We start from the raw sequence: 14756 nt of genomic DNA on the forward strand, positions 1-14756 counted from the left end.
GGCCCGCACCGCCGTCCCGCCCATCGCGTGGTTCGTCGTGTTTCGGTCCTTCGTCTGCGGCCACGTGATCTGACCCTAATGCGTCGGGGTGGGACGTCCGTCCACAGCGTCGCCGGTGCGCCGGCTCCGGTGCCGACCCCCGGTGGTGCCGCCGGGACGGTTGTTCCGGCCACGGCGGGTGTCGTCGGGACGGTCGTGCGGGGGGAGGTACGGAGCTACCGTCATCGTGTGAGCACGTCCGCGAACGCCGAGCCCTCCGCAGACATCGGGTCCTCCGCAGACATCGGGTCCTCCGTGAACGCCGGGTCCTCCGTGAACGCCGGACCCTCCGCGGGCGCCGAGCCCGCGCCGGCGGCGTCCGGAGCGGGTGGGTCGGCCCTCATCGTCTGGGACAGGGCGATGCTCGACTACGACTTCGGCCCGACCCACCCGCTGCACCCGGTGCGGCTCGAGCTGACGATGGATCTCGCCGGCGCCGTCGGGCTTCTCGACGCCCCGGGGGTCACCGTCGCCCCGGCCGGGATGGCCGGCGACGACCTGATCGAGCTCGTCCATGATCCCGCCTACCTCGGCGCGGTGCGCGCGGCGTCGCCGGGGTCGCGGGCCGGCGCCCTGCTGGCGGGCCGCTTCGGGCTGGGCACCGCCGACAACCCGGTCTTCGACCGGATGCACGCCGCCGCCGCGCTGGTGACCGGCGGGACGCTCGCCGCCGCCGAGGCGGTGTGGACGGGCACCCACCGGCACGCGGTGTCGCTGGCCGGGGGCCTGCACCACGCGATGCGCGGCTCGGCCAGCGGGTTCTGCGTCTACAACGATCCGGCCGTCGCCATCGCCTGGCTGCTGTCGGCCGGCGCGAGCCGGGTCGCCTACGTCGACGTCGACGTGCACCATGGCGACGGCGTCCAGGCGGCCTTCTACGACGATCCGCGGGTGCTCACGATCTCGCTGCACCAGAGCGGGCGGTCGCTGTTCCCCGGCACCGGTTTCGCCCGGGAGGTCGGCTCGGGCGACGCCGAGGGCACGGCGGCGAACGTCGCGCTGCCCCCCGGGACGGGCGACGCCGGCTGGCTGCGCGCCTTCTCCGGGGTGGTCCCGGTGCTGCTGCGCGCGTTCCGCCCGCAGGTCCTGGTCACCCAGCACGGGTGCGACACGCACGCGCTCGACCCGCTGGCCGACCTGCGGCTCTCTCTCGACGGCCAGCGCGCCTCCTACGAGGCGCTGCACCAGCTCGCCCACGAGGTGTGCGGCGGGCGCTGGCTCGCCTGCGGCGGCGGCGGCTACGCCCTGGACGCCGTCGTGCCGCGGGCCTGGACGCAGCTCGTCGCGATCGCCGCCCACACCCCGCTGGACGCGGCCCGGGCGCTGCCCGAGGAGTGGGTCGCGGGGGCCCCGGCCCGGGTCCGCGCGGCGACCGGCCACGACTCGGTCGGTGCCGCCGGGATGCCGTCGACCTTCGGTGACGGCGCCTCGGCCGCCTATCACCCGTGGGACGCCGGCGAGGGCGACCCCGACGACCCGCTGGACCGCTCGGTCGCGCAGACCCGCGCCGCGGTGCTCCCGCTGCACGGGCTCGACCCGCTCGTGGACCGGTGAACGCCGGCCCCGATCCCGGCCTGCCGCGCGACTATCCCGCCCACTGGGAGGCCGACGTCATCCTGTCGGACGGCGGGACGGCGCACATCCGCCCGATCCGGCCGTCGGACGCGGCACTGCTGCGGCCGTTCTGGTCCCGGCTGTCCCAGCGGACGATCTACTTCCGGTACTTCAATGTCCGGCGCGGGCTCAGCGACGAGGACATCGCCCGGACGACCAACGTCGACCAGTGGGTCCGCGGCGCCCTGGTGGCGCTGATCGGCGGCGAGATCGTCGCCCTCGCGCACTGGGAGGGCCGCCCGGCCGCCGCCGAGGCCGCGGTCGACACAGCCGAGGCCGTCGGCGGCGTCGGCCGTCCAGCGCCGGATGCGGAGGTCGCCTTCCTCGTCGAGGACGCACAGCAGGGCCGCGGGCTCGGCTCGGTGCTGCTGGAGCACCTGGCCGCCGCCGCGGCCGAGCGCGGGGTGCGCCGTTTCGACGCCGACGTCCTCAGCGAGAACCAGCAGATGATCCGGGTGTTCCTCGACGCCGGCTACACCGTGGCGCGCACCTGGGAGTCCGGCGGGGTGCGGCTGTCGTTCGGCATCGCGCCGACGGCCCGCTCGGTGGACGTCATGCGCGCCCGGGAGCACCGGGCCGAGGCCGCGTCCATGAGCCGACTGCTGCACCCCCGGGCCATCGCGGTCGTCGGCGCCGGCCGGGACCGCGCCTCGCTGGGCAACATCGTCCTGCGCAACCTGCTCGCCGGCGGCTTCGACGGCCCGGTTTACCCGGTGAACCCGGCCGCGGCCGCGGGGGAGGGCGCCGTCGCCTCGGTCCGGGCGTACGCCTCGGTGGCGGACACGCCGCGGCCCGTCGACCTCGCGGTGCTCTGCGTGCCCGCCGAGGTGGTCCCGGCGGCCGTCGCCGCCTGCGGCCGGCACGGCGTGCGCGGCCTGGTCGTGGTGACCGACCAGCGGGACGACGCCGCCGACGCGCGGCTCGCCTCCGCCGCCCGCGCGCACGGCATGCGGGTGGTCGGCCCGGCCAGCCTCGGGATACAGAACCCGGCGGTGGGGCTGAACGCCTCGCTGGTCGAGCGGATGCCGCCGGCCGGCCGGATCGGCTGCTACTCGCAGTCCGGGCCGCTCGGCGGGGCGCTGCTGGAGGCGGCCGCGGGCCGCCGGCTGGGGTTCTCGGTCTTCGTCTCCGCCGGTGACCGCGCCGACGTCAGCGGCAACGATCTTCTGCAGTACTGGGAGGAGGACCCGTCGACGGGTGTGGCGTTGATGCACCTGGAGACCTTCGGGAACCCGCGCAAGTTCGCCCGACTGGCGCGCCGGCTCGGCCGGGACACCCCGGTCGTGGTCGTGCTCGCCGAGCGCACCCCGCTGGACGAGGCCCTGCTGCGCCAGGCCGGCGTGATCGGCGTCGACCGGGTCTCGCAGGGCCTGGACGTGGCGCTCCTGCTGGCCAACCAGCCGCTGCCGGCGGGCAACCGGGTCGCCGTGGTCGGCGACTCACGTGCCCTGGTGCGGTTCACCGCCCGCGCGGCCGACGCGGCCGGACTCGCCGTGCGGGAGGTGCTGCTGCCGGTCGACAGCACCGCCGAGGCGTTCCGCGACGCCCTGGTGTCGGCCTCGACCGAGGTGGACGCCCTGCTTGTGATCGCGGTGCGGCTGCCGTCGTCGTCGCCCGGCCACGCGGCCGGGGGAACCGGGGGAGCCGGCGCGGCCGGGAGAGCCGGAGGAGCCGGTGCGGCCGGGGGAGCCGGGGGGATCGGCGTGGCCGCCGGAGTCGGCGCGGCCGCCGCCGCGCCGCTGGTGCGGGTGCCCCTGCTGGCGACGGTGCGGGGCCCGCAGGCGCCGCCGGAACTCGGCGCGATACCGGCCTATCCCTCGCCCGAGGGCGCGGTCGCGGCGCTGCGCCGGGCCGTCGGGTACGCCCACTGGCGGGCGCTGCCCTCCGGGGCGGTGCCGGCCATCCCGGTGCGGGCCGAGGATGCCCGCCGGCTCGTGGCGGGGACGACCGGCCACCTCACCGACGGCGCGGCCGGCGAGCTCCTGGCCTGCTACGGCATCGAGGTGGTGCCCCGCCGGGTCGTCGGCGGCGCTGACGAGGCGGTCGCGGCCGCCGACCTGCTCGGCTGGCCGGTGGCGCTCAAGGCACTGTCCGACGGGTACCGGCACCGGCCGGACCTCGGCGGGCAGCGCCTGGACCTGCCCGACCCGGCGGCCGTGCGCGCGGCGTGGCGTGCCCTGACCGAACGGCTCGGGCCGGACGCGCCGATCGTCGCGCAGCGGATGGTCCCCGGCGGGGTCGCGGTGGTCGCCGGGGCCGAGCAGCATCCCCGATTCGGCCCGCTGGTGTCCTTCGGGCTGGCCGGCCCGGCCACCGAACTGCTGGGCGACCGGGTGCACCACATCCTGCCGCTGACCGACGCCGACGCCGCCCGCCTCGTCCGCTCGGTGCGCGCGGCGCCGCTGCTGTTCGGCTACCGCGGCGCCGCGCCGGTGGACGTGGCCGCGCTCGAGGATCTGCTCCTGCGACTGGCCCGCCTCGTGGACGACATCGGCGGGGTGAAGCACCTCACACTCGAACCCGTGATCGTCTCGGTGGACGGGGTAAGCGTGCTGTCCACGGACATCGTCCTGGCACCGCCGACCCCGCGCGCGGACGCCGGTCCGCGCAGGTTCTGGCGCCCCGTCGTGGACCTGCCGGCCGGGCCGGAGCCCCGGGCCGGTTCGGCACAACGTGTCCCCACCGTCCACAATCGTCTGCCATGACCACGCCGTACTCCGCGCAGCCCGCCGGCCGGCCGTCCGCCGGCCCAGAGGCGCAGGCCCACGAAGCCACCGGCGACGGGCCGGCCGGAGCCGGTGGTCCGGACCCGACCGGTCCCGGCGGTCTCAACGGTCACAACGGTTCCGGCGGTCTCGACGGTCTGGCCGGTCCGGGCGCGCTGGGCGGCCTGGGCGGGCTCGGTGCTCCCGGTTCCGAGTGGGCGGGTGGGAACAGCGGCTGGGCCGGCGGGCCGGTCGGCTGGCCCTCGTACACCGACGTCACCGGCGGGGCGATGCCCACCGGCCCGCGGGGGACGCCCTCCGGATGGGAGCCGCTCGTGGGAGGCGACGACGCGCCGCCGCCGATGTCCTCGGTCGGCCTGCCGCCGCCAGGCTTCCCGCCGCCCGGGGGGCCGCCGCCGGCTGAGCCACCGTCCCCCGGGCCCGGGGGAGGCGGGCAGTCCTCCGACGCGGGCGCCCCCGTCGGGGCACCGCCGGACATCGTGCCGCTCGCCGGACTGATCCCGGGGCCGCCGCCGGCGGTGGCCCCGCCCGCGGGCGGGAACACCCCGCCGCCGGTGCCCCCGCCGGGGGAGTCCACCGCGCCGGCCCCGCCGCCGACCGTGGCCGCCCCGCCGTCGTCCGAGTTCCCGTCGTCCGAGTTCCCGCCGCCGGTGCCCTTCCCCGGAGGGCAGGCCGCTACCGGGCAGGAATCCGGCGGGCCGGGGCAGCCCGGGTCCATGGCGTCCGCGTCGTCCGACGGCGAGCGCGGTTTCCCCGGCGACCTCGGGCCGGGTTTCGCGGTCACGCCCGGCTTCCCACCCGGGCGGCCGCCGCACGGGCCGGCGTCGTCTGACTTCGGTACGCCCTGGGGAGTCCCGCCCCTCGAACCCGATTCCGGGGCCGGTCCGGGCCCGGGTGGCGCCGGTGATGCGGGTGGCGCCGGTGGTGCGGGTGCTGCCGGTGCCAGTGGGGCGGGCCCCGACGGGCCGGTTCCGGTCGGGTCGTCCCACCCGGGCGGTGGCGGGGCGCCGGAGGACGCGGACGCCGCCGGGGCGGCGCTGCGGGAGGCCCTGTTCGACCAGGCCCCCGTCGGGCTCGCCCTGTACGACGCCGCCGGCCGTTACCTCCGGGTGAACGACGTCCTCGCGCGGCTCAACGGCCGCCCGGCCGCCGAGCACCTGGGCCGCACGATGGCCGAGCTCCTCGGGGAGATCGGCCAGGAGATGGACGGCCTGCTGTCCCGCGTCCTGCGCACCGGCGAGGCGGTGACCGACCTCGAGATCGGGGTCGCCACCGGCGGTGCCGGCCCGAACCAGACCTGGTCGGCGAGCTGGTATCCGGCCACCGACCGGCTCGGTGCCCGCGCGGGCGCGGTCCTCGTCGCCCTCGACGCGACCCGCGCGAAGACCGCCGAGCGGGACCACACCCGCGCCGTCGCCCGGGAGCGGGCGCTGGGCGAGGCCACCGCGGCGGACGTCTTCCACGCCGGCGGGGACGGCGCGCTCGACACCGACCTGCCCCGCTGGCGGGCGGCCACCGGCCAGAGCGGCGCGCAGGCCGCCGGTTTCGGCTGGCTCGACGCGATCGGGCCGGACGACCGCGAGCGGGTCGCCCGCGCCTGGCACGGCGCGATCGAGCGCCGCGAGCCGTTCGACACCGAGTTCGGCGTCCCGGACGTCACCGGCGCGCACCGGACGATCACGGCCCGGTTGGTGCCCGTGGTGGACGGGCCGCAGGTCGAGTGGATCGGCGTGCTGGCCGACGTCACCGACGCTCGCTCCGTCCGCGAGCCGCGGGCCGCGCAGGGCGACCCGGCTGACGAGGCCACCTGGCGCCGCGAGCAGTCATGGCGGCTGACCTCGGCCCTCGGGCGGGCGGTGACCGTCGACGACGTCGTCGCGGTGGTGCTCGACAGCGGCGGGCGGGCCGCGCGCGCCGTGGGCCGCGGCGTGGCGCTGATCGACGAGAGCGACGACCGGCTCCGGTTCCGCTCCCTGGTCGGCACCTCGGCCCAGTACGCCGAACGCTGGTCGGAGGTCGGCCTCGGCGCCATCCACCCGCTCGCCGAGGTCATCCGCGGCCGGCGGGCGCTGTTCCTGCGCAGCCGCGACGAGCTCAGCGGGCGCTGGCCCGTCGCGGACCTGCTCGGCGCGGTCGAGCCGGGGCCGGAGCACGCCTGGGCGCTGCTGCCGCTCGCGACCACCGACGTGCCCTTCGGCGTGCTCCACCTCGGATTCCCGTCGCCGCGTGAGTTCGACCCCGACGATCAGGCATTCCTGATGGCGATGGCCGAGCAGTGCGCGCAGGCCCTGGAACGCGCGACCCTGTTCGAGCGGCTGGCCGCCGACACCGCGCGCAGCCGGCGGGACCGCGACGAGGCCGAGGCCGAGCTGACGGCGGCGCTGGCGGCGGCGGACGTCCAGCAGTCGGCGGCGGGTGCCGCGCGGCGGCGGCTGGAGCAGCTCGCCCGCGCGGGCGAGGCGGTGGCCTCGGCCACCAGCCCGGAGCGAGCCCTGGTGGCGCTGGCCACGGCGGTCGCCGGGGAGATCGCCGACGTCTGTGTCATCCACCTGCTGCCGCCCGCCGACGAGGCCGAGACTTCAGCGGCGTCCGGGGCGTCCGGGCGGCCCGCGTCGCCCACGGCGCTCGCGTTGCCCGGCGCGCGTCCGGCGGTGTTCGCGGCCCGCGACGGGCTCACCGCCGCGGCGCCGCCCGGTGCGCCCGCGCTCGTCCTGCCCGGGGCGGGCCCGCTCGCCGAGGTCGCCGCGGGCGCCGATCCCGTGCTCCTGCCCGCCCGCACCGACCTCCCCTTCCTGGACGGCTTCCTGGACGGCGCGCTGACCCCCGAACTGGCCCGCTGGGTGCGGGGGGTCGAAGGACACAGCGCCGCGGCGGTGCCGATCACCTTCCGGGGCCGCCCGGCCGGCGTGCTGACCGTCATCGCCGCCGGTGAGCGCCCCGCGTTCACCGCGGACGACCTGCCCTTCCTGACCGAGGTCGCGGCCCGTACGGCGCCCGCCCTGGAACGCGCCGAGGCCGGTGGGCGCGACGGTGGCGACGCGCTGGCGCTGCAGCGGGCACTGCTGCCGCGCACGCCGGCCCCGGCCGGACTCGACCTGGCCACCCGGTACCTGCCCGCGGGCGAGGACGACCAGGTCGGCGGCGACTGGTTCGACGTCATCGACCTCGGCGCCGGTCGGGTCGCGCTGGTCATCGGCGACGTGATGGGGCGCGGCGTGCGTGCCGCCGCGCTCATGGGGCAGCTGCGCAGCGCCGCGCGTACCTGCGCCCGGCTGGACCTGCCACCGGCGGAGGTCCTCATCCAGCTCGACGGGCTGGTCGCCGACCTGGCCGAGGATCTGATCGCCACCTGCATCTACGCCGTCGTGGAGACCGACACCGGGCAGCTGACCCTGGCCAGCGCCGGGCACCCGCCGCCCCTGGTGGTCGCCCCGGACGGCCTCGTCTCCCGCCTCTACATGGCGGCCGCGACCCCGCTCGGCCTGGCCTGCGACGCGATGACCGAGTACACCGTCGCGCTCGGGCCCGGGTCGCTGCTGGCCCTGTTCACCGACGGCCTCGTGCGCGGGCGCGACCTGGACATCGACGCCGGGGTCTCGAACCTGGCCGCCGTCCTGGCCCGTCCGGCCGAGGAGTGGGACGGCCGGCTCGACGACCTGGCCCGGGCCGCCTGCGCGGCCCGGGTGGGCGTGGGCGGCCCGCCGCCCGGCGACGACGTCGCGCTGCTGCTCGCCCGGCTGCCCGTGCCGGACCCGCTGGCCGAGCCGCTGGACGTCTCCGCCGATCCCTCGGTGGGGCTCAGCCAGGTCCGCGCCCAGGTCCGGGTGGCGTTGGAGAACGCCCTGATCGAGCCGCCGGTGATCGACACCGTCGTGCTCGTGCTCTCCGAGCTCGTCGGCAACGCGCTGCTGCACGGGCGGGCCCCGCTGTCGGTCCGGGTCCGGCGGCTGGCGGCCGCCGGTGCGGTGGGTGTCGGTGCGGTGGGTGGCGGCGTCCGGCGCATCCTGGTCGAGGTCGGGGACGCCGGCGGCCGGATGCCCCGCCGCCGGCGGGCCGGTCCCGACGACGAGACGGGCCGCGGGCTCGACCTGGTCGGCCGGCTGGCGCTGCGCTGGGGCGTGCGGCCCGTCGGCGACGGCAAGCTGGTGTGGGCGGAGATCGACCCGAGCCGGGTCTGACGTCCAGCCGGGTCTGACGTCCAGCGGGGTCCGGGCGCTCGGGCGGGTCCGGCTTCGTGCCGGCCGGGTGCCTGGAGGGATCTCCGCCCAACGGGCGACGGATCCGTGCCCGGCAGGTGGGATCCGGTGGGGGCACCGTGGTGCGTGCGCACGGGCACGTCCACCCGCCGTCTGCCGGGGCGGCGCCTCGCGTAACGTGAGCGCCATGCCGGACGCGGTGCTGCGCCTCGACAAGGTCACGGTCAGGCGCGACGGGGTTGACCTGTTGCGGGACGTGAGCTGGGTGGTGAATCAGGGCGAGCGCTGGGTGGTGCTCGGGCCGAACGGCGCGGGCAAGACCACGCTGCTGCAGATCGCCTCCTCCCGGCTGTTCCCCACCTCCGGCGCGGTCGACCTTCTCGGCGCGCGCCTGGGCCGGGTGAACCTGCACGATCTGCGTTACCGGATCGGAGTCGTCAGCCCGGTCCTCACCGACGCGCCGCCGCCCGACGAACGGGTCCTCGACGCCGTCGTCACCGCGGGCTGGTCCGTGCTCGGTCGGGCCGACGAGGCGTACGACGACGTCGACCTTCGCCGTGCCGCCGACCTGCTCGGTCAGTTCGGCTGCCGGGGCCTGGTCGAGCGCACCTTCGGCACCCTTTCCGAGGGGGAGCGCAAGCGGGTCCAGATCGCCCGGGCGCTGATGACCGACCCCGAGCTCCTGCTGCTGGACGAGCCGGCCGGCGGGCTGGACCTGGGCGCGCGGGAGGCCCTGCTGCGGCTGCTGACCCGGTTCGCCGCCGATCCGGTCGCCCCGGTCACCGTGCTGGTCAGCCATCACGTCGAGGAGATCCCGGTCGGCGTGACGCACGCGCTGCTCCTGCGCCGCGGCCAGGTTCTCGCCGCCGGACCGGTCGAGGAGGTCATGCTCTCCGACCGGCTCTCGGCCTGTTTCGGGATTCCGCTGGAGATAACGTCCGCGGCCGGCCGCTACGCCGCCCGCCTGGCGGCCCCGGCGCCCCGGCCGCGACCGCCGGCTCCGGCGCCGGCCTGAGCCCGTTCCGGCACCACCGACAGCCGAGGCGCGAGAGCGGGAGTACGGCGGGACACCTCCGTGCCGGACTTCGTTCCGCCCGTTCCGCCTGCTGATCCGTCCCAGGCCGCACCGGCCGGGCGAGGCCGGCCGGGTCCGCCGCGCCCGGCCGGAGGAGACCCGCGCGCCCCGTGGCTGAGAGACATCCATGCCCGCGCCGTTGAGGACACCCACGCCGGCGCTGTTCAGCGGCACCCGTGCCCGCGTCGTTCCGGGTCGGCTGCGCGGGGGGGCCTGTCTCCAGCGGGCCGATAGTGGCCCTCAGCGTGTCTCTACGGGCCTTACGGCCGCTTTCCGAGGTTGTTCCCCGCCGGTACCCCCGATCGGGCTGCTTCCGTTCCGGCTGAGTTCGCTCCCCGCGGGCGGGTCCGGGTGGCTCCGCCGGGGCCGGTCGGGCGGCCCCGCCGGCGACTGGTCGGCCCCGTTCACCGGGGGACCCGGCGGCCCGTTGGGTTCAACTCCCGAGGGGCGCGTCGTTCGTGGGCGTATCTCCGGGGGGTCCCCTGGTCGGCGGCGTATCTCCTACGGGACTCCCCGGCCGGGGAGCGTGTCTCCTGGGCGACACAGCTCTGCCAGGTGTTCCGGCCGGCGTCCGGGGGGAGTTCCGGGCTGGTCGGGAGTTCCGGGCTGGTCGGGAGTTCTGACCGGGGAAGTTCCGGCACGCGGTACGGGGCGGACACCATCCGTGCGGAGTGCCCGCTCGCCGGGCCGGACTTCCTGCTCAGATAGGTGTGATTCCTGACATAGTTATTTTTCGTGATTCGGTGTGGTGGCCGCGTCGAGGCGATCCCGAAGCCACCGGGAGCCGGCAACCCGCGCGCCCAGGGCTCGAACACGATCCCCCAGCGCCCGATCCGATGTGACAACCAGAGCTGGTCCGGCCGTGGCTCGTACGGCATCCACGATGGCGTCGTCCCCATCGGCGGGAGCATGGATCACCACGAGCCATGGGGGTTCGCCGGCCATTCCGGGTAACGGGCTCTTCAGTTCCGGTGGCATGGGCGGAGCCGGGTCTTCCGGCCGCCCGGTGGATATACCGCCCGTACCGACCGCGGGGGGTACGAACTTCGGTGTGCTCGGGCCGGCCGGTACACCGGCTCGGGCGGCCCCCTCCAGAACAAGAAGGACGCGTGCCGGCCCATCGGCCCGATCACGGTGTCCAACGGTCCGGGCGAGCAAGGTGAGAATGTCCCTGTGTAGTCGGTCGGCCGCGGCCGCGCGGTCCCGCCACCACCCGTCCGGTCGTGCGCCAATCACGTTCGCCGCGTCCACCACCCAGGTGAGCCGGTAGTCCGCTCCGGTCGGGTGCATAGCGTCAGGGGCGGAATCCGGCGTACTCACCAGGCGTCCGGGGTCGGCTTTGCCAAACACGGCGGTGGGTTCCCGGTGCCGGAGCACGGCCAAAGTCGAGCCGGCACGGCTCCTCGTTTGGCTGCCAATCGAACGGTCCGCCAGGGGTACGAAGGTCGCCGCTCGTCCGCGTACCGGCGTCTGCGCCCCGAGGTGGGCCGCCGTCGGGTTGGCGGGCGGCGCGGTGGAGGCGTTCGTGGGTCGACGTTTCGAACCGGAAGGTGTGATTCGAAGAACATGATCATCCTTCTATCATGTCGATGTCGATCCGCTCCTTTGGGTGCGGTCGACACCCCACCACGAGCCCACCGACTTGCGCCATCGTCACGGTTGCCTCGCGCGTCCGACGAACCAGGCGTGACAGTTCACCGTCTTCTCGTGGTAATACTAGACCCGTAAGTTTCTGCGGTCCGCTGACCTGAAGGAGAGTGGCATGGCTCAGAAGACCATCGTCTCGTTGATTGACGATCTCAGCGGAGAAGAGGCCGACGAGACGGTCCGGTTCGGACTGGACGGCGCGCAGTATGAGATCGACCTGTCGGAGAAGAACGCCACCAAGTTGCGGGAGTCGTTGGCGCCGTTCGTCACCGCTGCCCGCCGTTCCGGTGGCCGGGCGGCCAGTGGCCGTCGCGGCGCGCGGGCCGCTTCGCGGCGTACCGGTGGAACCGACCGCACCGCCGACATTCGCGAGTGGGCGCGCAGCAACGGCTACACGGTGAGTGACCGGGGTCGTATCGCGTCGAACATCGTAGAGGCGTACGACAAGGCTCACTGAGTCGGGTCCCGACTGCTTTCCGGGTCGACGCGCCGAGCGGTTGACCCTGGTACTACCCGAGTACCACCGTGATAGTCGGTGGGCCTCCTCGGGCCGGCGGCCGAAGAAGACGTGATCATCTTATCGCGTCCCGGTTCCTGCCCATCGATCGGCCGATGGGCAGGAACCGGACCACGGATCGCCGATTGCCGGCCGACGACCGTACTACGCTCGGGGCAGTCAAATGGGCGGCCGGCCGGCTGGATCCCGCGTGGTTTCAGTGCCTGGCGGCCTCGCCGGCCATCCACTTTTCGACATCGTCGGCCGAGCGCGCGAGCGCGGCTGACATGTTACGACTTCCGCCTGGCGTGACCAGGATGTCGTCCTCTATCCGGACGCCGATCCCGCGCAGCTCCGGTGGAACAGTGAGGTCGTCCGGCTGGAAGTACAGCCCCGGTTCGACCGTCAGTACCATCCCGGCCTCCAGCGCGGCGTCGCGGTAGGTCTCGTCGCGCGCCTGCGCGCAGTCGTGCACGTCCAGCCCGAGCATGTGCGACGTGGAGTGCAGTGTGTAGCGCCGGTGCAGACCGGCCCCGGGCGCTTTCGGATCCTCGCTGAGCGACTCGTCGACCGTGGACGGCAGCAATCCCCAGTCGTGCAGTGCCTGCGCGATCACGCGCATCGCGGCCCGGTGCGGATCCAGGAACGCGGCGCCGGGACGGACCGCGTCTATCCCGGCCTGCTGAGCCCGGTAGACGACCTCGTGGACCTGGCGTTGCAGCGGGCTGAAGCGTCCGCTCACCGGCAGCGTCCGCGTCACATCGGCGGTGTACAGCGAGCGACCCTCGACTCCCATGTCGAGAAGTGCCAGGTCACCGGGCCGTACCGGGCCGTCGTCGCGGACCCAGTGCAGGGTCGTCGCGTGCGGGCCGCAGGCCACGATGGAGCCGTATCCGACGTCGTTGCCGTCGACGCGGGCCCGTCGCCAGAAGGTTCCCTCCAGCCAGCGCTCCCCGTTGGGCAGCGTGGCCGCGCGGCCGAGCTCGCCCACGCACTCGGTGAAACCGAGCGCGGTGGCCGCGACCGCCTCGTCCAGCCGGGCGATCTCGAAGTCGTCCTTGACCAGCCGGAGCTCGGAGAGGGTCTCGGCCAGCGCGGCGTCCCGGTCGGCGGACGAGCCGGTCGGCGACCACCGGCTCACCGCGCGGTCCACCCGGGCGTCCAGCCCGCGTACGACACGGGTCCTGGCGGGCGCGAGACGGGCCAGGGCTTCGGGGAGTTCCGGTAGCGGCCGGCATTCGATGTCGAGAGCCGTGGTCGTCTCCCGGACACCGGGCCGGGGGCCCACCCACAGTTCGCCGTAACGGCGGTCCGTGTAGAACGCGGAACTCGATCGGTCGGATCGGTCAGCGAGATAGAGCACGGCGTCATGGTCGCCGGCGGCGGTGGGATGCAGGATCAGGACGGCGTCCGGTTCGTGACATCCGGTGAGCCAGAAGAAGTCACTGCCGGGGCGGAACGGGTAATCAGTGTCGTTCGCCCGGACGTGTAGCCCGCCGCTCGGTATGACAAGCGCTTCGGTGGGGAATCGGGTGGCCAGAAGCGAGCGCCGTTTCGTGGTGTAGGGGGCACAGTCGTCACGCACCGCGACGGTGTCATCCACCGGGGCCCAGCCGCTCGCCATGAAACGCCTGAAGGCCGCGTGTGGTTCCTCGTCGTGCTTAGCCTGTCCGGTCCTGCCCAGTTCGTCCGCAGCTTGTTCCTCCGTCGTCGGACGGTCCGTGGTGGTGGGGGGAGCCCCCGGTGTGATGGTTACCCCCGCCGGCTCCTGTGCCCGGGTTGTCCCGATGGTCGGTTCCGAGGATTCCGCGTCCGGCTGGATCGATTTCCCTGGTGGTGCCGCGGTGGCCTCCTGGAGCCCCGGTGTGCCGGTGTCCGGCGAAGATGCGACGCGTTCCACTTCCGCGCCGTCCGAAGCGGGAGTCGTCCGGTGTGCGACGTCGTCGGCCGTACCGTCGGGGGATCGCTCCGCGACCGGGCGTGAAGCTGGTGTTTGGTGGGACTGGGCACTCATGCCGCTAACGGTAGGCCGCTTCCGCGGTGGTCGGGTAGCGCCGTTCGCCGTGGCGACCACGACCGGCCGGATGGCAGGTCTTCTCATCGTCGATCTGATCCGAATTTTGGCCGGCCCGTTCGCGACGATGATGTGTGCCGATCTCCGGTCCCCGGGTCATCAAGGCCGAACGACCCGGTGGCGCGGACGACCCCCGTACCCACGGTCCGTTCATGGACGGTCGGTCGCTGTACTTCGCGCGGGTCAACCATGGCGAGCAATCCGTCGTCCCGGATCTCGGGGAGACGACGGACCGTGACTTTCTGTTGCGGATCGTCGACCGGGTCGATGTTCTGGTCGAGAACTTCCGCCTCGCGGGGTGATGGATCGGCCGGACCGCGTCGTCGATGTGCTCACGGCGCGCAATCCCCGCCTCATATACGTCAGCATCTCCGGCTTCGGGCAAACGGGTCCGTGCGGGGAGCGGTCGGCATACGACTCTGGCGGGCCGGCGGCCGCGGACCTGATGTCGATCACCGGACACCCGGGTGAGGAGCCCGTCAAACCGGGTGTTCCGATCGTGGTCCGCCCCCGGAACTCATCTTGATATTGTTCTGTTCGACTCTTCGGTCCGCCTGCTGGCGGGGACCGGGCGGTCTATCCCGCGACCGGCGCCACTGCGCCACAGATGCCACTGCGCCACGGACGCCACTGTGTCACGGAGGTCACCGAGCCACGGGACGCCACGGATCGGAAACGGCCGTCACTCCATCGCCCCCTTTGTCGCGTTCGCGTTCGCGGGTGGTGACACCGGAATCCGGACCCGTCTGAACACCCGGCCGCGGCCGCGCTCGACACGGAGGACGCCACGGCACGGACGGAGTTCGCGGGCCCCGCCGCCGGCTGACCCGGCCCGTGCGCGGCTACCCATCCACCCGACCGGCGTGGCCGGCTGGTTGGCCGTAGCTAC

At 74.7% G+C, this 14756-nt stretch carries 8 protein-coding genes; 7 read left to right on the forward strand and 1 reads right to left on the reverse strand.

The genetic code is table 11. The features are described 5' to 3' along the window. Window positions 1–78: 78 nt before the first annotated feature. The 5 genes from B056_RS0125295 to B056_RS0125315 all read left to right on the forward strand — a co-directional run bounded on the left by B056_RS0125295 (window position 79) and on the right by B056_RS0125315 (window position 11754). Window positions 79–1593, forward strand: coding sequence for an acetoin utilization protein AcuC (locus B056_RS0125295; RefSeq protein ID WP_018504651.1), 1515 nt, complete (start codon window positions 79–81; stop codon window positions 1591–1593). Further along, complete coding sequence (locus tag B056_RS0125300) at window positions 1590–4358, forward strand: bifunctional acetate--CoA ligase family protein/GNAT family N-acetyltransferase (RefSeq protein WP_018504652.1); 2769 nt, start codon at window positions 1590–1592, stop codon at window positions 4356–4358. Before B056_RS0125295 ends, B056_RS0125300 begins: the two co-directional genes overlap by 4 nt. Further along, the gene (locus tag B056_RS0125305; protein WP_018504653.1) at window positions 4355–8557 is read left to right on the forward strand and encodes a SpoIIE family protein phosphatase; all 4203 of its coding nucleotides are present in this window, start codon (window positions 4355–4357) and stop codon (window positions 8555–8557) included. The genes B056_RS0125300 and B056_RS0125305 overlap by 4 nt, the downstream gene beginning before the upstream one ends. A 205-nt stretch (window positions 8558–8762) precedes the next feature. Next, window positions 8763–9590 (forward strand): ABC transporter ATP-binding protein, encoded by an 828-nt coding sequence (locus B056_RS0125310; RefSeq protein WP_020572704.1) that lies wholly within the window; start codon window positions 8763–8765, stop codon window positions 9588–9590. Window positions 9591–11412: 1822 nt separating this feature from the next. Then, entirely contained in the window at window positions 11413–11754 is a 342-nt protein-coding gene (locus B056_RS0125315; protein ID WP_006542630.1) for a histone-like nucleoid-structuring protein Lsr2, read from the forward strand. Between the two features lie 256 nt (window positions 11755–12010). Here the strand turns inward: B056_RS0125315 and B056_RS0125320 are convergent, their stop codons facing one another. Next, the gene (locus B056_RS0125320) at window positions 12011–13417 is read right to left on the reverse strand and encodes an aminopeptidase P family protein (RefSeq protein WP_018504655.1); all 1407 of its coding nucleotides are present in this window, start codon (window positions 13415–13417) and stop codon (window positions 12011–12013) included. A gap of 524 nt (window positions 13418–13941) precedes the next feature. Between B056_RS0125320 and B056_RS39690 the strand changes: the two genes are divergently transcribed. Both B056_RS39690 and B056_RS46190 read left to right on the forward strand, forming a co-directional pair. Then, complete coding sequence (locus B056_RS39690; RefSeq protein WP_018504656.1) at window positions 13942–14169, forward strand: CoA transferase; 228 nt, start codon at window positions 13942–13944, stop codon at window positions 14167–14169. Then, window positions 14169–14393 carry a CoA transferase gene (locus B056_RS46190; RefSeq protein WP_018504657.1) on the forward strand — a complete coding sequence of 75 codons (225 nt, stop codon included), beginning with the start codon at window positions 14169–14171 and terminating at the stop codon, window positions 14391–14393. Before B056_RS39690 ends, B056_RS46190 begins: the two co-directional genes overlap by 1 nt. Window positions 14394–14756 lie beyond the last annotated feature (363 nt).

This window comes from Parafrankia discariae (genome assembly GCF_000373365.1).
In the GTDB taxonomy this organism is placed as follows: Bacteria; Actinomycetota; Actinomycetes; order Frankiales; family Frankiaceae; genus Parafrankia; species Parafrankia discariae.

Excerpts from the sequence above, each read along its gene's own strand:
- B056_RS0125295 (WP_018504651.1), top strand. The coding sequence starts at position 79 with ATGCGTCGGGGTGGGACGTCCGTCCACAGCGTCGCCGGTGCGCCGGCT.
- B056_RS0125305 (WP_018504653.1), top strand. The coding sequence starts at position 4,355 with ATGACCACGCCGTACTCCGCGCAGCCCGCCGGCCGGCCGTCCGCCGGC.
- B056_RS0125310 (WP_020572704.1), top strand. The coding sequence starts at position 8,763 with ATGCCGGACGCGGTGCTGCGCCTCGACAAGGTCACGGTCAGGCGCGAC.
- B056_RS0125315 (WP_006542630.1), top strand. The coding sequence starts at position 11,413 with ATGGCTCAGAAGACCATCGTCTCGTTGATTGACGATCTCAGCGGAGAA.
- B056_RS0125320 (WP_018504655.1), bottom strand. The coding sequence starts at position 13,417 with ATGGCGAGCGGCTGGGCCCCGGTGGATGACACCGTCGCGGTGCGTGAC.
- B056_RS46190 (WP_018504657.1), top strand. The coding sequence starts at position 14,169 with ATGGATCGGCCGGACCGCGTCGTCGATGTGCTCACGGCGCGCAATCCC.